Here is a 24,613-nt window from a genome sequence, read left to right as displayed (position 1 = left end):
CCGCGGCGCCCGCCGGGCTTCGTCTTTTCTCAATGCTTCGGGTAGTCGCCGCAACGTGGCGACGGGGCAGTGCCCCTGCCCGGCCCGCCCCGCATCAACCCGATCTTTACCGCGGTGAACAAACTCTCACCGCGCACCCTTTTAACGGCGCGCCTTCGGGCGCCGCGCGGGCCAGCGCCACCGACGTGATACCGACAAAATACCGACGTTATACCGAAACGGGTTTTCCCGCCAAATCAGCACGTTAACCCTGATTCGAGCAAAAAGGGGCCCGAAGGCCCCCTTCCCACCACTCAGGCGACCGCCGAAAGCCCCGCGTCAACGGCCGTCAAGATGGTCTGAACATCGTCTGACGTCAGCACAAGTGGCGGCGACAGAATGACATTCGGCCCGGAAACGCGGATCATCGCCCCGCTTTGATAGGCGGCTTCCTGCACCTTGCCGATGGTGCTCTTGTCGATCGGGGTCTTGGCGGCGCGGTCGCTCACAAGCTCCAGCGCGCACATAAGCCCTTGCCCTCCGCGCACATCGCCCACAAGCGCGTGCTTGTCGGCCATTGCCCGCACCCCGGCATAAAGCTCGGCGCCCCGCGCGGCGGCATTTTCGTTGACTTTCAACCGCTTGGTCTCCGCCAGACAGGCCAGCGCGGCGGCCGCCCCGACCGGGTGGCCGGAATAGGTATAGCCGTGCCCGATCGACGCCCGCCCGGTGGTATCCTTCTCGAACGTCTCGGCCACATGCCCCGCGATCATCACCGCGCCAAAGGGGAAATAGCCGTTCGTGATCGCCTTGGCGGTGCACATCAGGTCCGGTTGCACACCCCAATGGCGGCTGCCGGTCCAGCTTCCGGTGCGGCCGAAGGCGGTGATCACCTCATCGGCGATCAGCAGGATACCGTGTTTCGAACAGATCTCCCGCACGCCGGGCATGAAATTTTCATGCGGCACGATCACACCGCCCGCACCCAGAACGGGCTCCATGATCAGCGCGGCAATCGTCTCCGCCCCCTGAAAGGCGATCTCGTCGGCCAGCGCCTGAAGGCACAGTTGCGACAGCTTTTCGGGGTCCGTTTCGCCGAAGGGATTGCGATAGGCGTAGGGCGCCGGAATATGATAGCATCCGGGCATAAGCGGTTCATATTGCGTCCGGAAATTGGCATTGCCATTGACGGAGGCGCCACCGAAATGGGTGCCGTGATACCCCTTTTTCAGGCTGAGAAACTTGGTGCGCCCGGCGTCTCCACGGATCTTGTGATACTGCCGCGCCAGCCGCAGCGCGGTCTCCACCGAATCCGATCCGCCCGAGGTGTAGAACGCGCGCTCCAGCCCGTCAGGGGCAAAGAACTCCCGCAGTTCCTCGCTCAGCTCGATCACCGCGTCGTTCGTCGTGCCCCGGAAGGTGGAGTAATACGGCAGCGCCTCAAGCTGCTGCGCGATGGCCGCCTTCACCGGCGCGCAGGAAAAGCCCAGGTTGACGTTCCACAGACCGCCCACGGCGTCGACGACCTCATGCCCGTCCACATCCGAGATCCGAACCCCCCGCGCCCCGGTCACGATGGTGGGCGGGTTGGCAAGGCTGTCGGCGGGATGCGCCATCGGATGCCAGAACGATCTGGCGTTCTTTTCCTTGAGAAAATTGCTGTCTTTCATCGGGTTATCCTTTCGAAGCGGCCAGGCCGTGGCCCGGCTGGGGAGGGGTATCTTGCACGGCGGGCCCGGAGGTTTTCGCGGCCAGCCGCAGAAAGGCATCCGGCGCGAACCCGCCAAGAAGCCGCGTCAGTTCGATGGCGCTGCGGGGCAGAACGGCGCGGACATGCGCGCGCAACGCCTCGTCCATGCGGCTGATCGGGGCCGCCACGGCCACCCCGCCGATACAGCACTGCGCGGCGTCGAAGATCGGGCAGGCATGGGAATGAACGTCGATCTCGAACCCGCTCACGCTCTCTGAAATGCCGGTCTCGCGCACCGTTGCAATGGTCCGGCGCAGGGCGTCGGGGTCGGTCTCGGTCAGTGGCGTGCGCTGTTCCAACGGGCCGGTAAGGATTGCCTCGGTAAACTCCTGCGCGCTGTAGGCCAGCACCGCGAGACCGGAACTTGTGCTGTGAAATCCGATCTCGTCGGCGTCCTCCATGGTCACGCGCGTGCCGTGCTGCGGGCTGTAGGCATAGGCCACGACGCTGAGCCGGCCGCCCTGGACCAGTGAAAGATGCGCGGTCTCGCCGGTCTCGTGGCTGATCCGCTCCAGCACCCGCTGCGCCACCTCGCGTGTTGGCACCGCAGCCTCCCGCAGCGCGGCCAGACGCGGGTAGATCGGGCCGAGGCGGTACGCCCGTCCCGTCCCGGCCTGCTCGACGAATCCCTGCTCTGCCATTTCGCTGAGCAGCCGGTGAACCGTCGCCTTGTTCAGGCCCGACAGCCGGGACATTTCGCTCAACCCGATCAGGGGCCGCGCGCGAGAGAAAAAGCCGATAAGAGACAAGGCTTTGGATACCGTTCCCATTGTTTGCGCCCCTCCCTGACCGTGGAAAAATTCTTTGCCGGACGAGTCCGATTGCGTCACCCTGAGAATAGTGTTGACAGAAATATCGTTAACCTGTCAATCTATTTTCGAACCTATGGTTCACTATATGAACCGACGTGCAACAGGGAGAGAACGCATGACAACCAGAACAATGCTTGGCGGGGCGCTGGCCATCGCCATGGCCGCAATGGGTGGCGCCGCAGTGGCCGAATACCCCGAAAAGCCGGTCGAATTCGTGGTGCCCTGGCCTCCGGGGGATCTTGAGGATGTGCTGACGCGGATGATCGCGGACAACTTTCAGGCCGAATACGGCGTGCCGGCCGCCGTGGTGAACAAACCCGGTGGCGGCGGCGGCCCCTTCCCCGGCGCCATCGACGTGGCCAATGCACCCGCCGACGGCTACACTGTTGGATCGTTCATTATCGCGGTGCCGGTGGTCGGCCCGCAGATCGGGATTCCCGAGTTGAACCCCAACCCGTTCGAGCCGCTGGGCAATTTCCTCACCTATCCCTTCGTGATCGCCACCTCCGGGGACGCGCCCTATGACGATATAGACGGGCTCGCGGCCCACGCGCAGGACAACGATGTGGCGCTTGGCCACTTCGGCGCGCCGCTGGTGCCCACGCAGGTGACCTTCGCACTGGCCGAGACCAAGGGGTTCGAGTTCTCCTCTGACGCGGCCTTCGACGCGCTGGACTGCAACACGCTGGCCTCAGGCGATGTGGACGTGATCAACACCACGCTGCAACTGATCATGCCGTGCCTTGACGACGTGAAGGTGCTCGCCTCCATCGGCGGCGAACGCATCAGCCTGACCCCCGACACCCCCACCGTAGCCGAACTGGCGCCCGAGCTTGACATCGCGCTGTGGAACGGGCTGTTCGTGCACAAGGACGTGCCGCAAGAGGCGCGCGACAAGATCATCGCGGTGGCCAAGGAAACCGTGATGTCCGACAAGGCACAGAAACTGGCCGCTGAAACCGGCGCGCTGGTCTACTGGCAGGACCCCGAAGAGGTGAACGCGCTGATCGAGAAGGACATCGAAACGCTGGGCCGCATCGAACAGATGCTGGAGTGATTCAGCTCCCGGACCGGCGGGAACGCCCCGCCGGTCCATCTTCCCTTCCTTCTGCCTGAAAGAGCCCACGGATGTCTCGCATCAAGACCCTTCAGGACCTCTTCAAGCGTTACCGGCGTCCCGGAGACCTTGTTTTCGCTGTCTTTTTCATGCTCTTCGCCCTTTTCCTGCTGGCCAACCTCGGCACGCAGACCGAATGGGTAAAGCGCACGCAGCTTGTCGCGCAGCCTGCATTCTGGCCCGCGGTGGCGGTCTGGGGCATGGCGATATTCGGCGCGCTGCATCTGGCCAGCTCATTCATCTCGCCCCGCATTCCCGGACGGCTGGCAGAGGTGACCTTCTGGCTGCGATCGCTGGAGTATGTGGCGTGGTTCCTCGTCTACGTGCTGCTCGTGCCGCAACTGGGCTATCTGCTCTCCACCGTGGCCTTTGCCGTGATCCTGACGTTCCGCCTTGGCTATCGCGGCGGCCGGATGCTCGGCTTCGCCGCGCTGACCGCCCTTGCCATCGTGCTTCTGTTCAAGTCCTTCCTTCAGGTGAAGGTGCCCGGCGGCGCGATCTACGAATACCTGCCGGGCGCGATGCGCTCCTTCATGCTGACCTATTTCTGAAAAGGGCCTGAGACATGGACACCCTGTTTTCCGGGCTGGAGCTTCTCGCGCGCTGGGATGTGGTCGTCGCGCTTCTGATCGGCTCCATCGGCGGCGTGATCATCGGCGCCATTCCCGGCGTCGGCGCGGCGGTGGCCATCGCCATCCTGCTGCCGGCGACATTCTCCTTCGACCCCATCGTGGGGCTGACCATGCTGCTGGGGATCTACGGCTCCTCGATGTATGGCGGCGCACTGCCGGCGATCCTGATCAACACGCCCGGCACGGCGGTCAACGCGCTCACCACCTATGACGGCCACCCGATGACACTGCGCGGCGAGGCGCAGCGCGCACTTGCGCTGGCCTATACCGCGTCGTTCTTCGGCGGCGTCTTCGCCATCCTCTGCCTGATCCTTCTGGCCCCTCTACTGGCCCTCATCGCCCCGCATTTCGGCAGCCGGGAGATCTTTCTCGCCGCGCTTCTGGGGATCATCCTGGTGGTGCTGGCGCACCGAGGGCAGGTGTTCGCCGCCGGTATGCTGGCCTTCTTCGGAATCTTTCTCAACACCGTGGGGCTTGAGCCGGTGAAATACACCCGCCGCTTCACCTTCGATCAAAGCTGGCTGACAAGCGGGTTCGATCTGATCGTCGTGGTGCTGGGCCTGTTCGCCATCAGCCAGGCGTTCATGCTTCTGGTGGACCGCGACACCACCCCCCACCCCCAGCCGGTCAAGGGCAACGTCTTCTCGAAGATGGGAGAGCTGTTCCGCCACAAGCGCGTCGCCACCTCGTCGTCGGGGTTCGGCGTGGTGATGGGGATGATCCCTGGCGTGGGCGAGTTCACCGCGCAGTTCATGTCCTACACCTACGCGCAGAAATCCTCGAAAACGCCAGAAGAGTTCGGCAAGGGGTCCCCCGAAGGTCTGATCGCGTCGGAGGCCGCCAACAACGCCGTGCCCGGCGCGGCGATGATCCCGCTTCTGGCGCTTGGTATCCCCGGCGAGGCGCTGACCGCGATGATGCTCTCGGTCTTTTACGTGCATAACGTCATTCCGGGCCCGCAGCTTTTCCAGAACGATCTCGATTTCGTCTACGCGCTCTATATCGCGATGCTGCTGCTCAACGTGATCGTGCTGGTGTTCCTGATCTTCTCCACCAACCTGCTCACCCGCGTGATCCAGATTCCCACCCGGTTCCTCGGCGTGATCATCCTGTCGCTGAGCTTCGTGGGCGTCTATTCGCTGCGCAACTCCGTCACCGACTGCGCCATCGCGGCGGGCTTCGGTGTGCTGGGGCTGGTGCTCAAGCGGCTGAACCTGCCGGTGGTGCCGATCATTCTCGGCATGGTGCTTGGCGGCATCATGGAGGTCAAGCTGCGCTCCGGCATGGCACGCATCAAGACCCCGCTCGACATGGTGGACCGCCCCATCGCGGCCATCATCGCCGGCCTCATCGTTCTCGTTCTGGTGCTGCATGTGCGCACCCTCATCCGTGAACACCGCAACCGCATCGCGGAGTCGGATCACGACCACGACATTCACGACAGTCATCTCAGGTAGTCCAATGCTCGACCAATCCAAAATCGACGCGCTCCGCTCCACTAGGGTGCCACCCCGCAAGCTCTTCATCGACGGGGGCTGGCAGGACGGCAACGGCGAGACGCTCGACGTGATCTCCCCCATCGACGGCAAGGCGTTCACGACACTCACCCGCGCCGCGCCCGCCGACGTGGACCGCGCCGTGGCCTGCGCCCGCGCGGCGTTCGAGGATGGCCGCTGGTCGCGCATGGCCCCCGCCGCGCGCAAGAAGATCCTGCTCCGTCTGGCCGAGTTGATCGAGGAAAATGCCTTGGACCTCGCGGTTCTGGGGGTTCGCGACAACGGCACAGAACTGAACATGGCGATCAAGGCAGAGCCGGGCTCGGCGGCGGGCACCTTCCGCTATTACGCCGAGGCGCTCGACAAGATCTACGGAGAGATCGCCCCCACCGACCCTTCGGTTCTGGGCCTTGTTCACAAGACGCCGGTGGGCGTGGTCGGCGCCATCGTGCCGTGGAACTTCCCGCTGATGATCGGCGCGTGGAAACTGGCGCCGGCGCTGGCGATGGGCAACTCGGTGGTGCTGAAACCGGCCGAAACCGCCTCGCTGTCGCTGCTGCGTCTGGCGGAGCTTGCGTCCGAGGCCGGGCTGCCCGATGGCGTGCTCAACGTGGTCACGGGTCAGGGCTCTGTCGCGGGCGAGGCGCTGGCGCTGTCGATGGACGTGGACGTGATGGTCTTCACCGGCTCGGGCGCGACGGGCCGCCGCCTGCTGGAATATTCCGCGCGCTCGAACCTCAAGCGTTGCTATCTGGAACTGGGCGGCAAATCGCCCAACATCGTCTTTGCCGACGCTCACGATCTCGACGAGGCCGCGAAAGTCTCGGCAATGGGCATCTTCCGCAACTCCGGGCAGGTCTGCGTCGCCGGCTCCCGCCTGCTGGTGGAAGAGTCGATCCACGACGAGTTCGTCGCCGCCGTCGCCCGCCATACGGAAACGCTGAAGGTGGGCGATCCGCTCGATCTGTCCACCCAGATCGGCGCGGTGAACTCGCTGGACCAGCTGGAGGGCAACCTCGGCTTCATCGAAAGCGCCGTGGCCGAAGGCAACACCATCGCCTTGGGCGGCAATCGCATCCTGCAAGAGACCGGCGGCTATTACATGGAGCCGACCATCGTCACCGACGTCAAGACGAGAGATCGCCTCGCCCAGCAAGAGGTGTTCGGCCCCGTCCTCGCCGTGCAGACCTTCAAGACCGAAGAGGAGGCCGTGACGCTGGCCAATGACAGCATCTATGGCCTGTCCTCGGCGGTCTGGACGTCGAACCTGTCGCGCGCGCACCGCATGATCGCGGGAGTCCGTGCCGGGCTGGTGCATGTCAACACCTATGGCGGCGCCGATGTCACCGTGCCACTGGGCGGGGTGAAACAATCGGGCAACGGGCATGACAAATCCCTGCACGCGCTGGATAAATACGTCGATCTCAAGACCGCATGGATCAAGCTGTGATGACTGACACGCAAACCCTGATGGAGCGCCGTGCGCGCCTGCTCGGCCCGAACATGTCCACTTTCTACGAAGAGCCTGTGCATCTTGTCCGGGGAGCGGGCGCGTGGGTCTGGGACGCGGACGGGCGCAAGTATCTCGATTGCTACAACAATGTCCCTCACGTCGGGCACTGCCACCCCAAGGTGGTGGAGGCGATCTGCAAACAGGCCGGCACGCTCAACACCCACACTCGCTATCTGCACGAGGGGATACTGGACTACGTGGAGGCGCTGACCGCGACATTCGACGATCCGCTGTCCACCGCGATCATGACCTGCACCGGGTCGGAGGCGAACGACATCGCCCTGCGCATGGCGCGCGCCGTGACCGGCAAGACCGGGGTAATCGCCACCGATCACACCTACCACGGTAATACCCTCGCGGTGAGCCAGCTTTCGCGCACCAACCCGCCGCCGGGGGCATGGGACAACGTGGCCTTCGTGACCGCCCCCGACAGCTACCGCCCGCAGGGCGGAGAGACCGGAATGGCCCACGCCCGCGCCTTCGCCGCCGACGTCGAGGCCCGCATCGCGGAGCTTGAGGAAAAGGGGCACGGCCTGTCGGCCCTCATCATCTGCCCGTTCTTCGCCAACGAGGGATTTCCCACGCTAGAAAGCGGCTGGCTGCAACCGGCCATCGACGCGGTGCGCCGCGCGGGCGGGATCGTCATCGCCGACGAGGTGCAGCCCGGCTTCGGCCGCCTCGGCACCCACTTCTGGGGGCATCAGAAGGCCGGCTTCACCCCCGATGTGGTCACCATCGGCAAGCCGATGGCCAACGGCCACCCGGTCGGCGGCGTCGTCACCTCACCGCACATCATGACCGCCTTCCGCGAGGGGTTCCGATATTTCAACACCTTCGGCGGCAACCCCGTCTCCGCCGCCGCCGCCCATGCCACGCTCGATGTGGTGCAGGAGGAAGGGTTGATGGACCACGCCCGCGCCGTGGGCGATCATGCCCGCGACGGGCTGCGCGCGCTGGCCGGCAAGCACGCCTGCATCGGCGACGTGCGCGGCTCGGGGCTGTTTTTCGGCGCCGAACTTGTGCTCGATCGCGACACCAAGACCCCCGCCACAGCCTTCACCAAACGCATCGCCAACGTCATGCGCCGCAAGGGTGTGCTGCTCAATTTCCTCGGGGTTCACTACAACGTTCTGAAAATGCGCCCGCCTCTGCCCTTCTCTGAGCAGGACGCCGATCTCATGCTGCGAACGCTGGACGAGGCGCTTGCCGAAACCCCGCTGGAGGCATGATGGACCCGCGCGTGACACAGGCGCTCGCCGCGTGGGACATGGCCGGGGCCGATGTCACCCTTGCCGCGCGGCGCGAAAACACTGTCTACCGCGTGATGGCCGATGGCTCCGAACTTGCCCTGCGCCTGCACCGCCCCGGCTATCGCAGCGACGCGCAGCTGCGCTCCGAGTTGCAATGGATGGCCTATCTGGTGGAAAACGGCTTTGCCGTTCCCCGGCCCCGCCCGGCCCGGGACGGCGCGCTTGTGCATACGCTGGATGGCGTGCAGGTGGACATGCTGTCGTGGCTGCCCGGCCGTCCGCTGGGCCACGGAGATCAGATCGACCACCCCGATCCGATCACCCTGTGTGAAAACCTCGGCGCGCAGATGGCCCGCCTGCATGATCTGACCGACGCATGGCAACCGCCCGAAGGCTTCGACCGCCCCGACTGGGGCGCGGAGGCGCTTCTGGGCGACGCCCCGCTCTGGGGGCGCTTCTGGGACCACCCGCATCTGACCGGCGATCAGCGCGCCTTGCTCAAGGCCGCGCGTGATGCCGCCCGCGCCGATCTGGACGCGCTGGATCCCGCGCCCGATGTTGGCCTGATCCACGCCGATCTTCTGGCCGAGAACATGCTCATCGACGGGCCGGAGATCACCTTCATCGACTTCGACGATGCCGCCTTCGGCTACCGCGATTTCGAGCTGGCGACCTTCCTGCTACGCTATGTCGACCGGCCCGATTTTCTCGCCCTGTGCGCCGCGCTCTGCGCGGGCTATGCCCGGCGGCGGCGGGTGGACGATGGCCATCTCGACCTGCTGCTGACCATCCGCGCGCTGACCTATGTCGGCTGGATCGCCGACCGGCTGGGAGAGCCGGGCACCGCAGAGCGATCCGCCCGCGCCATCGACCGCGCCACCCGCCTTTCGCGCCGCTATCTTGACCGGAGATCCGCATGACCGACCCCAGAACCATCCTTGTCATCGGCACCTATGACACCAAGGACGATGAACTCAACTACCTGTGCGACTGCATCCGGCAACAAGGCGGCGAGGTGCTCAGCATGGATGTCAGCGTGCTGGGCGACCCTGTCCAGCCCACCGATCTGTCCAAGCATGACGTGGCAGAGGCCGGCGGCGGCACCATCGCGCAGGCCATCGAAAGCGGCGACGAGAACATTGCCATGCAGATCATGGCGCGCGGCGCGGCGCGGCTTGCCCGCCGCCTCTACGATGCGGGGCGGATCGACGGGGTGATCGCGCTCGGTGGCTCCATGGGGACCGATCTGGCGCTCGACGTGTGTCAGGCGCTGCCGCTCGGCGTGCCGAAATACGTGGTCTCCACCGTCTCCTTCTCGGCCATGCTGCCGCCCGAACGGCTTGCCGCCGATATTCAGATGATCCTTTGGGCGGGCGGTCTCTATGGCCTCAACTCGGTGTGCAAATCGTCGCTGTCGCAGGCAGCGGGCGCGGTGCTGGGCGCGGCGCGCGCGGTGGAAAAGCCCCGCCGCGACCGGCCCCTGATCGGCATGACCTCCTTCGGCAAGACGATCCTGCACTACATGGTGACGCTCAAGCCCGAGCTTGAAAAACGCGGGTTCGAGGTGGCCGTCTTCCACGCCACCGGCATGGGCGGGCGTGCGTTTGAGTCGCTGGCCGCCGAGGGGGCGTTTGCCGCCGTGTTCGATTTCGCCACGCAGGAGGTGGGCAATCACATGATGGGCGGGCTTTCGGCGGGGGCCGACCGGCTTACAAATGCCGGGGCGCGCGGCATCCCGCAGATCGTGGCGCCGGGCTGCTATGACCTTGTGGATCTGATCGCATGGCAGCCCGTGCCGGAGCGTTTCGCCGATTTCCCCGCCCATGATCACAACCGGCTGATCAAATCCGTCGTTCTCGACGAGGCGGGCCGCCGCGAGGTCGCCCGCGCCCACGCCGAAAAACTCTCGGGCGCCAAGGGGCCGACCGCCTTCCTGCTGCCAACGAGGGGCTGCAACGAATGGGACCGCCCCGGCGCCGATCTGCACGACGCGGACGGGCTGGCCGCCTTCTGCGACGAGATCGAAAAGACCCTGCCCGGTAACGTGACGCTGCACAGCCTCGACGCCCATATCAACGACGCGGCCTTCAGCGCGGCGGCGCTTGATATCCTCGATGACTGGATCGCACAAGGCGTCGTGAAAATCTGAGCCTGGGCGGGCTTCAGAATGACCCCGCCGCCCCCATCGGGACCGGGGCGTCCCGAACATGGCGGTCGCGCAGCACGATCAACAGGGCAACCGGCAATACCGCCGCCCCGAAAAACATCGCCTGCGCTCCGAAGGCGTCGATCGCGGCACCGGCCGCCGCCGGCCCCAGAACGCTCCCCGCCGCGCTGGCAAGAAGCGCCGCCGTGAAGCTGAGCGCCGGAAGATGCGGGAACAAACGTTCCGACCAGAACGCCAGAATCGCGCTTGTCACCATGACATGCATGCCTTGTAGGCCCGCTGACCCGATCAGCCCGGCCCAACTGTCTGGCAGAGCCGCGACAAGGATGACAGACCCCGCCCCGCTCAGCATCACCAGCCGCACCAGCCACGCAAGCCCAAAACGACCCTTCAATCGACCGGTCAGAAGTCCCACCAGACCGAAAAGCCCAAAGCAGATGAAGACAAGCGCGGGCGTTGCGGCGGCGGACACCCCCGGAACGCCGCCACTTTCACGGATGTGATTGGCCGCGAAGGAGATATAGATGGCCGATGTTGCCCCATAGACGAAGCCGATGGCAAAGAGCGGGGCCGCCGCGCCTTGAAACAAGTCGCGCCAGCGGACTTCCGGCACCGCGTCCGATGCCTTTTCAACAGACCGCAGCGACATCCGGTTGGCGACGAACGCCGCCGCAGCCGCGAGTGAAAAGAAGGCCCAGCACCACCGCCACGACAGGCCCGTGAGAGCCACCACAAGCGCGGAAAGTCCGGCCAACGCGATTCCCACGCTGGTGCCCGTGCTGATCTCCGAAAACGCCGCAGGGCGATCCACGTCCCGTATCTTGCGATGCACCGCGTCGTTGAACGGCGTCCACGCGAATCCGGCGCTCGACGCCGCAAGAAAGACTCCGACCGCCAGAACCGGAACGTTCGGCGCAAGCGCCACGATGCCCATCCCCGCCGTGGCGGCCCCGAGACCGGACAGCACCGGCACCCCCGGCCCTTGCCGGCTGAGCAATGCCTGAGCGATCATCAGGGCGATGAAAAACCCCAGGAATCCGAGACTGGAGACAAGGCCGACCATCGTGGACGACATCGAGAAGGTTGCGCTGATCTCGGGCACGAAAAGGCCGAACCCCATGCGACCGGGCCCGTAGCTGATCGCGGTTGCGGCAAACCCCGCGGCGGACAAGCTCTGGAAATAGGTGATGGCGCAGCCCTCCGATACTCCGGCCATGCCGCCTCGACACGATTCGCCTCAGTGTATCGGTATTTACCCCGATCGCCATCCCGGGGTTCCCAAACGAATGGCACAGCGTCCCAACCATGAAAGAGGCCAATGAGGTCCGCGCGGGATCAAGGCGCGGCACGCGCCGCCGCGCAGCGTCCGTCCGCCCCACCGGGCGGGCGCTTTTGTGACGGATCAAGATTCTGAAAACGTGGGTGTATTGGACCGGCATTAACTGCCATCCAAACACGTCTCGACGCCCACCCGCAGCCGGACACCGCACGGCGTCTCACGGGCACGGCAGGTCCTCGAAAGGCGCAAGACGGCCCGGCCACCTCCGCACCACCCCAGAACCGACCACAGGAAAAGGCCCCATCGCCGGGGCCTTCGGGTTGCCTCTCGCCTCTTGAAGCATCCGCCTCACGGCATCCGCAGCGCCCCGTCAAGGCGGATCGTCTCACCGTTCATGTAGGGATGCGACAGCAGGAAGCTCGCCAGACGGGCATATTCCGACGGCCGCCCGAGACGGGCCGGGAACACCACGTCCTTGGCCAGCTCCTTGCAGACCTCCTCGCCAAGACTCTCGAACATTGGCGTGAGGAACAGCCCCGGCGCGATGGTGTTGATACGGATGCCAGAGCGGCCCAGATCACGCGCCACCGGCAGGGTTGTGGCCACCACGCCACCCTTGGATGCGGCATAGGCCGCCTGCCCCTTCTGCCCGTCGAAGGCCGCGACAGAGGCGGTGTTGACGATCGCGCCGCGCTCGCCGTCCTCGTTCGGCGCGTTTTTCTCCATGCGCGCGGCGGTCAGCCGCAGCACGTTGAACGTGCCTACAAGGTTCACGTCGATCACCTTGCGATAGGCATCGAGCGCATGTGGCCCGTCACGCCCCACCGTCTTGGCGGCAATCGCGATCCCGGCGCAGTTGACCACAGCGTTGATCGCACCGAAACGCTCCGACACCGTGTCGAGCGCCGTGTTCACGCTCGCCTCGTCGGTCACATCCACGGAACAGAAGATGACGTTCTCGCCCAGTTCGGTTGCCACGGCCTCGCCCCGCTCCGCGTCGCGGTCGAAGATTCCCACCTTCGCCCCGCCGGCGGCCAGCTCGCGCACCGTTGCCTCTCCAAGGCCCGAGGCCCCGCCCGTCACCACTGCGATGGTCGATTGAATATCCATGATCGTCTCCCTTCGGTCGTCCTCCGCGCCCGGCCGTTATGTCGGGCGCTTCCCTTGCGGCAACACATGCTGCGCCGCCGGGTTCAGGTCAACTCGAACCCCACGTCACGGGGGCGTTGTGCGGATCGCCGCGTGCGCTCGCCGCGTTTACCCCGGCCCGCACGGACCCCGATACCGACGTATTACCGACGTGATGCAGACAAGGGTTTTTCAACGATTTCAACTCGTTAACCAACAACTCTCAAATCCGCGACAGGTTGATCGCAAAAGCCGCGGACTCTTTGTCGGATCGAGATGCCGCCCCGTTGTGGGATGAGATGCGTTGGCGCATCATGAACGGTTCCTTTTCGGCACGGTTCAGGATGACCCGACGCCAAGCGCCTCCTTGACGGCTTGTTCGAGTTGGGGCCGTCGATACGGCTTGTATAGAATGGGAGCGCACAGCGTTTCGTCGTCCTTGTCACGCGGCGATACCTGTGATCGATCATCATAGCCCGTAGTGAACAAGATCGCGGCACCGGGCCGACGTTCCTGAATTTTTCGCGCGACGTCCTGACCATTCATGCCACCCGGCATCACCATGTCAGTCAACAGAAGGTCAAGCACGGGAATGCTCTCAAGACGCGCAAGCGCCTCCGTTCCGCTGTCCGCTTCATGAACCCTGTGTCCGAGATGTTGCAGCTGCGCAACGAGATTGGCACGCACGAGCGGATCATCCTCCACAACCAGTATGGTCGCACCCGCGCCATCCCGCAGGCCGGATTGATCCGTTTCCGAGGATATGGCACCCGCCTCCCGATGTGCACTCGGAAGAATGAGCCGAAATGTGGTTCCACGGTTCTGTTCACTCGACACGGATATGGTCCCACCCGTTTGTCGGGCGAACCCGTACACCATTGAAAGACCAAGACCATTGCCTCTGAGGTCTCCCTTGGTTGTAAAGAAGGGTTCAAAAATCCGGCCAAGAATTTCTGCGGGAATACCCGTTCCTGTATCGGTCACATCAATGGCAACGTAGTCGCCTGCGGGCAGATCACCGATCGAACCGGATCCGGTGCCCGTGACCCGTTCATTGCGCAGGGTGATGGACAGCTTCCCCCCGTCCGGCATCGCGTCCCGCGCGTTGAGGGCAAGATTGAGAAGACAGGTTTCAAGTTCGGTTTTATCGGTCAGAACCGTCCAAATCTCCTCAGGAGCCTGCGCCTCGACGGAAATTCGATCGCCCAATGTACGCCGCAGTAGCGGCTCGATCGCGGTGACGAGTTCCCATGCATCGACAGGCTCGGGCCTTAGGGCCTGTTTGCGCGAGAATGACAGCAGGCGGTGCGTCAGATCGGCACCACGTTCACCGGTTTGCAGTATGCTCTCGGCAAGTCTCTGGCCCTCTTCGTCGTTGGGGATGCGTTCAGCCAACGCCTCGGCACTTCCCATCATGACCATCAGAAGGTTATTGAAATCGTGAGCGAGGCCGCCTGTGAGTTGCCCTAGGGCATCCATTCTCTGGGCACGCCTCAAGCGTTCTTCAGTCTGCAGTTCTTCGGTCAGGTCGCGCGCGATCATCGAGAGGAAATCGACATCTCCGGTTGCGCCTGTGTGAAGCAGAAGAACGATCGAGACCATCTTGCTTTCGCCGTTGCGATGGCGAAGCGCCGTACGCCCAGCCCAACTGCCATGCTCAAGAGCGGCGGGGAGTATGGTCTTGCGAAAGTCCGTATCGGCGCCCTCTGGACGCAGATCGGCCATGGAAAGGTGGGTCAGATCCTCGTTCAATCCGAAACCCAAGAGTTTCCGGCCACCACAATTGATGAAAAGCAACTTGCCCGAAAGCTCGGCCGTAGCGACAAAATCGGGGGTCGATTCAATGATCTCGGCCAATCTGTCGCGCGCCATGCGCAACTCCACCTCGCGCGTGACGTCGCTTCCGGCACCCCGATACCCCAGAAATGTGCCATCATGCCCGAAAACAGGCTTTCCGCTCAGCCTGAAATAGAAATTCCGGCCAGCACGATTCCGATAGCTGTAAATGAGATCCCGAAACGGTTGCTGCGCCGTGCTGGACACGTCCTTGCGCGGCGCAAACTTCGAAACAGCCATTTCGATCAGCTCATCACGGGACAATCCAAGTATGGCATCAGGTCTGTCTCCGGTGATTGCCGTAAAGCGCCCGGAAATGGAGTTGATGCGCATATCGGGACCCATTTCCCACAGCCAGTCAGTCGCCGCATCACTGAAATCTCGGAGTGATCGTTCCGCATCCACTACAGCCTGCGCCTCTCGGGTCAGGCGCCGCGCATAGTGTGCCATGATCAGGTAGAGCGACAGGGCCGTGATCGCGACAAAAACAAGGCCCTTGATTGTCTGCGCGTACTGAACGTCCCACTGGCTCCATTCAATCAACATACCCAGTGCGTAGTCGGATCCGAGAATCCACGCTGCACCCAGCAAGGCATAAATGATCGGCAGCCAAGTCGGACTCAGTTTCTTCAGTATCGAACCGTGTACCTTTGTCTGATTGTCCACGGTCGACTGTTCCGAGGTTGGAGGTTCGGGCACTTCATCACTCATTACTTCAATCACCTGGATAGTGTCGCCGTCCAAATAGGACATGCGACGTGAACCTAACGATCATGGTATCGTAGAAAACCGCTCCGAATCACACATAATTCTCCTGACCCCCGCAAACGTTGCTGATACCACAACGCGGCGCAGCATCACTCATCGCCAAACGTGGTGGCGTCGACTATGTTCAATGCCGGGGCGCCACGACAGGCAACAGCGGCGTGTTCTATGGCGTCAGTGACGAAGCTGTCGATGCGGTCGAAACCGGCAACGCGGTGACTGGCCCGCTTTTTCCACTTGGCACCATCGGCCACGAGGATCGCGCGCCGGGACTGCGCAAGAATGGCGCGACCAATCTCGGCATCAATAGATTTGAAATCGGTGATTCCGTGCTCAGGATCAAGCGCGCCCGCACCGATCACACCGACATCGGCGACGAAGCGGGATATATCGTGCAGGGTGCGACCGCCGACAACATCCCTGTCGTCGGAGCGCAGTATGCCGCCAAGCAGGTGAACCTCGGCACTGTCGGCGATGCAAAGCAGTGTAGCCACTTCGAGGTTGTTGGTGATGATCGTCAGATCAGCGTGCTCCATCAGCGCTTCCGCAGTATACTGAACGGTGGTGCCAATCCCCAGAAGAACGGTGCTTCCGTTTGGAATTTCACAGGCAGCGGCGCGGGCGATGGCGCGCTTGGCGTCTTCGTTGAGAATGCGCCGTGCGCTGAAGTTGAGGTTGACCGGATTCGACGGTGCAACGACCCCGCCATGCACGCGCCGGGCCAATCCATGATCGCACAATCCGTTGATGTCGCGGCGGATCGTCTGGGTGGCGACACCGAAGCGATCAGCCAGCCGATTGATGCTTTGCAGGCCTGATCTGCGGATCAGGGCGACGATTTCACGCTGCCTGTCGTTGAGGTCGATCATTCCGGCTCCGTGGTGGCCTTGTCTTCCTTACGTCAAATACCGGGCACGATCCAGTCCGGGGCGATACCCGAGCAGGCGATGAACCGGGCGGGGTCGGCTCCGGCGTAGAGGCCGTGCCCCGTGACAAGCACGGATCACCAGCCGCGGGCCTGCGCGCCAAGGATGTCTGTATGCAGCGTGTCGCCCATCATGGCGATCCGGCCGGGCGGTATATCCGGGGGCAAAAGAGCCTCTATTGCCTCGAAAACCGCCCCGAACGGCTTGCCGAAATAGGTGACGGGAATGCCAGCTTTATCTTGCAGATCATGGGCATAGAAGCCCGGCTCCAGGCTTGGCCCGGTTTGGCGCGGCGCGACCAAGTCGGGATTGGCGACGACCACAGGGCGCGGGTCGGCGCGCAGGGCCGCGATCAGGCGGGCCTGCCGGTCCGGGGTCCAGTCTCCCGAGGCGAGCAGGAGAAAGGCGGCGGCGGTTTCATAGTTCTCCAGCGTATCGCCGAGGGCCAGAACGGGCACGAGAAGAGCCCCGGGATGGGCGCAGGGTTGGGTCATCACGCCCCAGGGGTCGGGGGAAATTCGCGCAAGTTGCGTCTCGCAGACGGCGCGGCTGGACAGGATCTCGGCGGGGCTGAAATCAAAGCCGAGAGCGCGGAATTTGCGTTGTGTTCCAATGGCATCGTGGCCCGCCGCATTGGTCAGAACAAAGACAGTCTTATCCGCGGCGCGCAGCGCCGCGATGCGTTCGCGGGCGCCGGGGATGGGGCGGGTGCCGGTGTTCAGAACGCCGTAGGCGTCGAACACGAACACATCGTATGCGTCTGTTATCGCGTCGAGATTTCGCGCCAACCGGGCCTCGCCACCGGGGCCGGCGACTGGCAGGCGGGGGCGGATCGCCTCATATCGGGCGAAGATTTCAGCGGCGTTCATGCCGCGCCCACGGCATCGCGCACCGCCACGGCGCGGGCCGGATCGTCGGAGATGATGCCGTCCACGCCCATGTCGATCGCGCGGCGGATCGCCCCCGGCTCGGTCACTGTCCAAACCAGAACCTCAAGCCCGAGAGCCTGCGCACGTGCGAGGTTTTCCACAGTTAAATCAGACACATACGGAGACCATGCCGCGCCGCCCGCCGCCGCGACCATATCCGGCGCGGGGCCAAATTGCCGCATTGAACCGAGCCATGGGGAGCCGCGAAAGAACGTGCCCTCCCGACCCGGTGGGGGCGTGTAGGTCAGATGAGAGCGGCGAATATGGGGGGCCTGGCGGGCAGCCTCTTCCAGCACGGCCCAGTCGAAGGCGTGGAGGTAGGCGCGATCCTCCATTCCGCCGTCGCGGATTGCGTCGAGCACCCGTGAAACCTGCGTCGACAGGGGCAGATGCGAGGCCTGTCGGGGGTCGGTTTTGATCTCGAAAAGCACGTCGGTATTACGTCGGTATAACGTCGGTATTACGTCGGTGAGCCTGGGCACCGGAGTTCCGGGGCGCTGGCCCTGCGCGGGAAAGCGGCTGGCATAGGCGCTTCCGGGGCGTGCGCCGCCCACGTCGAAGGCGGCAAGCTCATCATAGCTGAGCGTGGCGATGTCCGGCCCCTCCACGCCAAGCCATGCGCCCGCCGCGTCGCGGGTGGTGTCGGCCATCAGGCGCGGGTTGTGGGTGACGACCGGGGTGCCATCGCGGGTGATGAGCAGGTCGAGCTCTATACCGTCGGCGCCACTGTCGAGCGCGTGCTCAAACCCTGCGATGGTGTTCTCGGGCAGCACGCAGGGCGCGCCGCGATGACCGAAAATTCGGGGCGTAGGTCGGGGAGGCATAGGTTGCGATCCTAGTTCAAACGGCGGCCGGTATCGGCATCGAAAAGATGGATGTGCTCGGGCGAACAGATCAGCGGCAGGGATGCCCCGGCCTCGCGCATCTGGACCCCGTCCAAGCGCACCGCCAGCGGCTCGCGGCCGTTCCCCAGCGTGCCGTGCACCACGGTGTCGGCGCCAAGCTGTTCGATGAAGGTCACGGTCAGTTCCATTCGCCCCGGCCCCTCGTCTCCGGGGTGCAGGTGTTCGGGGCGGATCCCCAGAGCCACGCGCGCGCCGGGCGCGGCCGGTAGCGGATCGGCAAAGCGGATGCTGCCGCCGCCACTCAGGGTCAGGGCACGGGCCTCCCCATCGAGCACCCCCTCGAACACATTCATGTTGGGGCTGCCGATGAAGTCCGCAACAAAGCGGGAGGCGGGCCGCAGGTAAAGATCAAGAGGTGTGCCAATCTGTTCCACCTGCCCGGCATTCATCAGCACAATCCGGTCGGCAAGGCTCATCGCTTCGACCTGATCGTGGGTGACATAGACGAACGTGGCCCCGAGGCGGCGGTGCAGCGCCTTGAGTTCGGCGCGCAACTGCGTGCGCAGCTTGGCGTCGAGGTTGGAGAGCGGCTCATCGAACAGGAAGATCCGCGGTTCGCGCACAATGGCGCGGCCCATCGCCACGCGCTGCCGCTGTCCACCCGAAAGCTGGCGCGGCTTGCGGTCGAGGTAGTCTTCGAGCCGCAGGGTGCGCGCTGCCTCCGCAATGCGGCGCTCGATCTCGGCTTTCGGCTGGCCTTCGTTGCGCAGGCCATAGGCCATGTTGCCGCGCACTGTCATATGCGGGTAGAGCGCGTAGTTCTGAAACACCATGGCGATATCGCGTTCGCCCGGTTCATGATCATTGACCCGCTTTCCCGCGATGAAGAGATCGCCGGTCGTGATGGTCTCCAGCCCCGCGATCATGCGCAGGATCGTGGATTTGCCGCAGCCCGACGGCCCGACGAGCACCACAAGCTCACCGTCCTCTATGGCGATGTCGATGCCTTCGGCGGCGACGACATTGCCGGGGTAGGTCTTGCCCAGAGATTTGATTTCCAAGGTTGCCATGTTGCTATTTCTCGCTTTCCACGAGCCCTTTGACGAAGAGGTTCTGCATTGCGACGACCACGATCACCGGCGGGATCAGCGCCAGCATGGCGGTGCCCATGATGTAGTGCCAGACGGGTAGCTGCTCGCCGGAGTTGACCATCCGCTGAATCCCCATCACGACGGTATAGAGGCTCTCGTCCGTGGTCACGAGCAGCGGCCAGAGATACTGATTCCAGCCGTATATGAAGAGAATGATGAAGAGCGCCGCGATATTGGTGCGCGACAGCGGCAGCAGGATGTCCCAGAAGAAACGCATGGGTCCGGCGCGGTCGATGCGGGCGGCCTCCACCAGCTCGTCCGGGACGGTGAGAAAGAACTGCCTGAAGAGGAAAGTGGCCGTGGCCGAGGCGATGAGCGGCACGATGAGCCCGCCATAGCTGTTGAGAAGGCCCAGTTTCGTGACCACGTCGAACGTGGGCAGGATGCGCACCTCCACCGGCAGCATCAGGGTGACGAAGATCATCCAGAAAAAGCCCATGCGGAAGGGAAACCGGAAATAGACGATGGCATAGGCCGCAAGGATCGAGACCGCGATCTTGCCGATGGTGATGCCCAGAGCCATGATCAGAGAGTTGAGCATCATCATGCCCACCGGCACGCCGCCCGCCTCGGACATGCCGCCGAAGATAAGCTGCGAATAGTTTTCCCAAGCCTGGTCGCCGAACCACAGCGGAATCGGGGATTTCGACAAGGCGCCGGGCCCGTGGGTGGAAGCGACAAGCGACATCCAGACCGGAAAGCACAGGAACAGCACGCCGAGGATCAGAACGGCATGGGTGAACAGCTTGAGCAGGGGGCGGTTTTCAACCATCAGTAGTTTACCTTGCGTTCGACATAGCGGAACTGAACGACCGTCATGACGATGACGAGCGCCATGAGGATCACCGACTGCGCGGCGCTGCCGCCATAGTCCTGTCCGATGAAGCCGGTGTTGTAGACGCGGAAGACGAGGATGGAGGTTGAATCGGACGGGCCGCCCTCGGTCGTGGCGTGGATCAGCGAGAAGGTATCGAAAAAGGCATAGACGAGGTTGACCACCAGCAAAAAGAAGGTGGTGGGCGAGAGCAGCGGGAAGGTGATCGACCAGAAGCGGCGCACCGGCCCCGCGCGGTCGATCGCCGCGGCCTCGATCAGCGATTTGGGAATGCTTTGCAGCCCGGCGAGAAAGAACAGGAAGTTGTAGGAAATCTGCTTCCATGCGGCGGCGACGATCACCAGAAGCAGCGCCTGATCGCCGTTCACATAGTGATTCCACTCCACCCCGATCCCCTTGAGCCAGTAGGCGACAATGCCCAGCGAGGGGTTCATCAGGAAATACCAGATCACGCCGGCCAGCGCCGGGGCGACCGCATAGGGCCAGATCAGCAGGGTGCGATAGCCCTGCGTGGCGCGCAGGACGCGGTTGGCGGCCACGGCAAGGCCGAGGGCGAGGCTCATCGCAAGGGCGGCCACCGACAACCCGAAGATCAGCGTGCTGCGAAAGGACCGCAGATAGCCCGGATCGTTGAACAGCTCACGGTAGTTCTGCCAACCGACCCATTCGCGCGAGAAGCCGAAGGCGTCCTCGATGAAGAAGGAGCTTTCAAGCGCCTGCCATGAGGGCCAGAAGAAGAAGATCACGGTAATCGCGATCTGTGGCAGCACCAGCAGGTAGGGCAGGCCCCGGGCCTTGAAGATCACTCTTTTCTGCATGGGGGGTGGTCCTTCGTGAAAGGAGGGGCCCGTCACCGGGCCCCCCGGACGCCATCAGGAGATCAGGAGTTGGCGTTTTCGAACTTGCGCAGCAGGGCGTTGCCCCGCTCCACCGCGGCGTCGAGCGCCTCGCGCGCGGTCTTGTCGCCGGACCAGACCGCTTCCAGCTCTTCGTTGATCACGTCGCGGACCTGCACGAAGTTGCCGAAGCGCACCCCCTTGGACGCCGGGGTCGGCGTGTTCAGGCTAAGTTGCTTGATGGCGGTGTCGGTGCCGGGGTTCTCTTCGTAGAATCCCTGCTCGCGCGACAGCTCATAGGCGGCCGTGGTGATCGGTACATAGCCGGTGTTCTGATGCCAGTAGGCCTGTTGCTCGGGTTCGGAGACATACTGGAAGAACTCGGCCGCGCAGGTGTATTCGGGCTGCTCGTGACCCTGAAGAACCCAGAGCGTCGCCCCGCCGATGATGGAGTTCTGCGGCGCGTCGGCCAGATCGGTATCGACCGGCAGCATGGCCTGACCGAATTCGAAATCGGTGATGTCCTGCTTGAACCCGCCGTAGTAGGCCGAGGAGTTGATCCAGAGCGCGGTTTCCCCGTTCACGAACTGTGCCCGGCTGTCGCCGCGGCGCCCGCCGTAACCGAAGAGCCCGTCCTGCCCCATTTCCGCGATGCGCTGGATGTGATTGACGACGGCTTCATTGTTGAAGGTGAACTCGGTGCCGAGCCCGGCGAAGCCGTTTTCCTCGGTTGCCATGGGCATATCGTGCCAAGCCGAGAAATTCTCGATCTGGGTCCAGGACTGCCAGCCGAAGGAGAAGGGCTTTTCCACGCCGTTGGCCTTCAATGCCTCTGCGGCAGCGTGCACCTCGTCCCAGGTTTCCGGCACGTCCACACCGGCGGCGTCGAGCGCGGTCTTGTTGTACCACAGCACCGGGCTGGAGGAGTTGAAGGGCAGCGACAGCAGGTTGTTGTCGGTGTCGGTGTAATAGGAGATCACGGCCGGAAGATAGGCCGAAGGATCGAAGTCGATCCCGGCATCTTCCATCAGCTTGTAGACCGGGTAGATCGCGCCCTGATCGCCGGCGGCCATCATCGTGGCTGTGCCGACTTCGAACACCTGCACGATATGGGGGTGCTGACCGGCGCGGAAGGCGGCGATGGCGGCGGTCATGTTCTCGGTGTAGTTGCCCTTGTAGATCGAGTTGATCTCGCAGGTGTCGGAGGTCGCGTTGAAATCGGCGGCGAACTTGTCGGTGATCTCACCCAGCGTACCGCCCATGGCGTGCCAGAACTGCACCTGGGCCTTTTCGGCGTGCGCCGCGCCGGCGGCGAGCGAAGCGATGGTCGTCGCTGTCAGAATGGACTTGACGTTCATATCGGTCTCCATTGTTCCCTTGGGCTCGTAGCTGGACGCCCGGAATCAGGTTTCAGGATGGTGTGACGCGGGAATCGCCCGCTGAGGCCGAAATATGGGTGCCATGTAACATTCGCATGAACCCTGTTTGATGTTCATATGAACGGAGGAGACGTTGACGTGAGGTCGCAATGCGAAACCCCTCATCCAAACGAAGAGGGCCACCGTTCGGCAAGCCTCTTGCCGGGTGTGTCGCCCGTCGCCACCAACATCCCGGTGACCTTATCGCGAGGCAGGGAACATCACGCGGGCATTGCACGGGTGCGGACCGTTCGGTCCCCATCGCGAAACATTCGAATTGTCGATGAGGCCGCCAGTGTCAGGCGGCGTTGCTTGCCAGATGATCGAGCACGCGGCGATACCCTTCGATCCCTTGTGCGCCGGTTACCAGATGCTGACGGCCAAAGATCATGGCGGGCACACCCCGGATCCCCCGGGCGATCCAGAACTCTTCCTTTTCGCGCACGGCTTCCGGAAGGCGCGGATCGCTGAGAGCGGCTTCGGCATCGGCGCGGTCGAGGCCCGCCGCTTCGGCGGCATCGAGAAGCACGGCACGATCCGACACGTCGCGGCCCTGACGAAAATAGGCGTCGAAGAGCGCAAGTTTCAGGTCGGTCTGGCGGCCCCCCTGTGCGGACCAATGCAAGAGCTGGTGCGCCTCGAAGGTATTGACGATACGGCTATCCTCGGTGAAAACGAAGGGAATACCCAGATCTGTCCCGAGATCCACAAGATCGGCGCGGGCGCGGCGTGATTGTTCCGCCGTGCTGCCGTATTTGCACATGATGTGATCGCGCAGGTTCTCCCCCTCGGGCGGCATGTCGGGGTTGAGTTCGAAGGGGTGCCAGTGAATATCGGCCTGAACGCCCACCTCGTGCAACGCGGTGCGCAACTGGGTAAAGCCGACGATGCACCAAGGACAGACCACGTCCGAGACGATGTCGATACGCAGGGGCTGGTCCGTCATGTTTCAATGCCTTTCACCAATGGCGTTTGAGCAAGCCACGCACCGAGGATGGGACTACAGAGTGGGGAATTCAAGGCGGCACCCCCCTGACTCCAATCGCGGCGTGGTTTTCCCGGCGTGACAGGGGCGACGACCGGCCGGCGCTGATACTTGAAACGATGGCAGGCATGTGGTGTTCTGCGAGGCAACTGGTTTTCAAATGGCGGAATTATCTCATGAAACGACTTGCGGCATGTCTGGCGTCTTGCATCTTTGCGGGCAGTGTCTCGGCACAATCCCTGGCAGAATCCGAAGATGTCATGGTGGTCTTTGACGGCTCCAACTCCATGTGGGGGCAGATTGACGGAACCGCCAAGATCGAGATCGCACGCCAGACCATGGGGCGGCTTCTGGGATCATGGGCGGATGAACGCCGGGTCGGGCTGATGGCATACGGGCACCGCCGGAGGGGTGATTGCGGCGACATCGAGCTTCTTCTGCCCCCTGCGGCGGGCAATGGCGCCGCGATCCGCGAAGCGATCTCGGGCATCACCCCCACAGGCAAGACACCACTGACCGACGCGGTCGAACAGGCGGCGCGCAACCTGTCGTACACCGACCGGCCTGCGACGGTGGTGCTGATTTCGGACGGGGTCGAAAGCTGCGAGCGCAATCCCTGCGAACTCGCCTCGGAACTGGAGCGAACGGGAGTCGGATTTACCGCGCATGTCGTCGGCTTTGGCGTCAGCGAGGGTGAGGCGGGCACCCTGTCCTGCATTGCCGAGGAAACCGGGGGGCAGTATTTCACCGCCGGAACGGCCGATCAGCTTGGCGATGCGCTGGACCGGATAGCCACTGCGGTGACCACCGCGCCAGAGCCGGAACCTGAGCCCGAGCCGGAGCCGGAATTGCCTGAAGTGACCCTGAAGGCGCCGGAAACCGCGTTGACCGGCGAGGCCTTCGCCGTCTCGTGGACCGGCACGGTCTCGGGCAATGATTTCGTCACCATCGTGCCCGCCGGGGC

21 protein-coding genes are annotated in these 24,613 nt (G+C 63.7%); 8 read left to right on the top strand and 13 right to left on the bottom strand.

The window, feature by feature from the left end; all coding sequences use genetic code 11:
• Positions 1-293 precede the first annotated feature (293 nt).
• Positions 294-1,649 (bottom strand): aminotransferase class III-fold pyridoxal phosphate-dependent enzyme, encoded by a 1,356-nt coding sequence (locus BMW66_RS13910; RefSeq protein ID WP_093119404.1) that lies wholly within the window; start codon positions 1,647-1,649, stop codon positions 294-296.
• A 4-nt stretch (positions 1,650-1,653) separates the two neighbouring features.
• Positions 1,654-2,499, bottom strand: coding sequence for an IclR family transcriptional regulator (locus tag BMW66_RS13905; protein WP_093119403.1), 846 nt, complete (start codon positions 2,497-2,499; stop codon positions 1,654-1,656).
• 157 nt (positions 2,500-2,656) lie between these two features.
• On the opposite strand from BMW66_RS13905, the gene BMW66_RS13900 reads away from it, so the two are divergent.
• The 7 genes from BMW66_RS13900 to BMW66_RS13870 all read left to right on the top strand — a co-directional run bounded on the left by BMW66_RS13900 (position 2,657) and on the right by BMW66_RS13870 (position 10,698).
• Positions 2,657-3,598 (top strand): tripartite tricarboxylate transporter substrate binding protein, encoded by a 942-nt coding sequence (locus tag BMW66_RS13900; protein ID WP_093119401.1) that lies wholly within the window; start codon positions 2,657-2,659, stop codon positions 3,596-3,598.
• 71 nt (positions 3,599-3,669) lie between these two features.
• Entirely contained in the window at positions 3,670-4,209 is a 540-nt protein-coding gene (locus BMW66_RS13895) for a tripartite tricarboxylate transporter TctB family protein (protein ID WP_093119400.1), read from the top strand.
• Positions 4,210-4,223: 14 nt separating this feature from the next.
• Positions 4,224-5,747 (top strand): tripartite tricarboxylate transporter permease, encoded by a 1,524-nt coding sequence (locus BMW66_RS13890; RefSeq protein WP_093119398.1) that lies wholly within the window; start codon positions 4,224-4,226, stop codon positions 5,745-5,747.
• Positions 5,748-5,751: 4 nt separating this feature from the next.
• Positions 5,752-7,236, top strand: a complete 1,485-nt coding sequence (locus BMW66_RS13885) for an aldehyde dehydrogenase (RefSeq protein WP_093119397.1) — start codon at positions 5,752-5,754, stop codon at positions 7,234-7,236.
• Positions 7,236-8,528: an aspartate aminotransferase family protein gene (locus BMW66_RS13880; RefSeq protein WP_093119395.1), complete on the top strand. Its 1,293-nt coding sequence runs from the start codon at positions 7,236-7,238 to the stop codon at positions 8,526-8,528. Before BMW66_RS13885 ends, BMW66_RS13880 begins: the two co-directional genes overlap by 1 nt.
• Positions 8,525-9,469 carry a phosphotransferase enzyme family protein gene (locus BMW66_RS13875; RefSeq protein ID WP_245729486.1) on the top strand — a complete coding sequence of 315 codons (945 nt, stop codon included), beginning with the start codon at positions 8,525-8,527 and terminating at the stop codon, positions 9,467-9,469. The genes BMW66_RS13880 and BMW66_RS13875 overlap by 4 nt, the downstream gene beginning before the upstream one ends.
• A complete protein-coding gene (locus BMW66_RS13870; protein ID WP_093119392.1) occupies positions 9,466-10,698 on the top strand; it encodes a Tm-1-like ATP-binding domain-containing protein in 1,233 nt (410 codons plus the stop codon). The genes BMW66_RS13875 and BMW66_RS13870 overlap by 4 nt, the downstream gene beginning before the upstream one ends.
• A gap of 13 nt (positions 10,699-10,711) precedes the next feature.
• Here BMW66_RS13870 and BMW66_RS13865 read toward each other — a convergent pair whose 3' ends face one another.
• The 11 genes from BMW66_RS13865 to BMW66_RS13815 all read right to left on the bottom strand — a co-directional run bounded on the left by BMW66_RS13865 (position 10,712) and on the right by BMW66_RS13815 (position 23,610).
• Positions 10,712-11,932, bottom strand: a complete 1,221-nt coding sequence (locus BMW66_RS13865; protein WP_093119390.1) for an MFS transporter — start codon at positions 11,930-11,932, stop codon at positions 10,712-10,714.
• Positions 11,933-12,343: 411 nt separating this feature from the next.
• On the bottom strand, positions 12,344-13,105 hold the full coding sequence (locus BMW66_RS13860) for a 3-hydroxyacyl-CoA dehydrogenase (RefSeq protein WP_093119389.1): 762 nt from the start codon (positions 13,103-13,105) through the stop codon (positions 12,344-12,346).
• 357 nt (positions 13,106-13,462) lie between these two features.
• Positions 13,463-15,712, bottom strand: a complete 2,250-nt coding sequence (locus BMW66_RS13855; RefSeq protein WP_093119387.1) for a hybrid sensor histidine kinase/response regulator — start codon at positions 15,710-15,712, stop codon at positions 13,463-13,465.
• Between the two features lie 104 nt (positions 15,713-15,816).
• Positions 15,817-16,593 (bottom strand): DeoR/GlpR family DNA-binding transcription regulator, encoded by a 777-nt coding sequence (locus BMW66_RS13850; protein WP_093119386.1) that lies wholly within the window; start codon positions 16,591-16,593, stop codon positions 15,817-15,819.
• 134 nt (positions 16,594-16,727) lie between these two features.
• On the bottom strand, positions 16,728-17,519 hold the full coding sequence (locus tag BMW66_RS13845) for an HAD-IIA family hydrolase (RefSeq protein ID WP_093119385.1): 792 nt from the start codon (positions 17,517-17,519) through the stop codon (positions 16,728-16,730).
• Positions 17,516-18,403: a glycerophosphodiester phosphodiesterase family protein gene (locus tag BMW66_RS13840; RefSeq protein WP_093119384.1), complete on the bottom strand. Its 888-nt coding sequence runs from the start codon at positions 18,401-18,403 to the stop codon at positions 17,516-17,518. Before BMW66_RS13840 ends, BMW66_RS13845 begins: the two co-directional genes overlap by 4 nt.
• An 11-nt stretch (positions 18,404-18,414) precedes the next feature.
• On the bottom strand, positions 18,415-19,494 hold the full coding sequence (locus BMW66_RS13835) for an ABC transporter ATP-binding protein (protein WP_093119383.1): 1,080 nt from the start codon (positions 19,492-19,494) through the stop codon (positions 18,415-18,417).
• Positions 19,495-19,498: 4 nt separating this feature from the next.
• Positions 19,499-20,347, bottom strand: coding sequence for a sn-glycerol-3-phosphate ABC transporter permease UgpE (gene ugpE, locus BMW66_RS13830; RefSeq protein ID WP_093119382.1), 849 nt, complete (start codon positions 20,345-20,347; stop codon positions 19,499-19,501).
• Positions 20,347-21,228 (bottom strand): sn-glycerol-3-phosphate ABC transporter permease UgpA, encoded by an 882-nt coding sequence (gene ugpA / locus BMW66_RS13825; RefSeq protein ID WP_093119380.1) that lies wholly within the window; start codon positions 21,226-21,228, stop codon positions 20,347-20,349. The genes ugpE and ugpA overlap by 1 nt, the downstream gene beginning before the upstream one ends.
• A gap of 62 nt (positions 21,229-21,290) precedes the next feature.
• Positions 21,291-22,604, bottom strand: a complete 1,314-nt coding sequence (gene ugpB / locus BMW66_RS13820; RefSeq protein WP_093119482.1) for a sn-glycerol-3-phosphate ABC transporter substrate-binding protein UgpB — start codon at positions 22,602-22,604, stop codon at positions 21,291-21,293.
• A 358-nt stretch (positions 22,605-22,962) separates the two neighbouring features.
• On the bottom strand, positions 22,963-23,610 hold the full coding sequence (locus tag BMW66_RS13815) for a DsbA family oxidoreductase (RefSeq protein ID WP_093119378.1): 648 nt from the start codon (positions 23,608-23,610) through the stop codon (positions 22,963-22,965).
• A 215-nt stretch (positions 23,611-23,825) separates the two neighbouring features.
• On the opposite strand from BMW66_RS13815, the gene BMW66_RS13810 reads away from it, so the two are divergent.
• Positions 23,826-24,613: vWA domain-containing protein (locus tag BMW66_RS13810; protein WP_175483252.1), on the top strand; the 788-nt coding region annotated here is incomplete at its 3' end.

The organism is Salinihabitans flavidus (genome assembly GCF_900110425.1).
GTDB classification, from domain to species: Bacteria; Pseudomonadota; Alphaproteobacteria; order Rhodobacterales; family Rhodobacteraceae; genus Salinihabitans; species Salinihabitans flavidus.
This window is presented reverse-complemented; position numbering and strand designations above follow the sequence as displayed.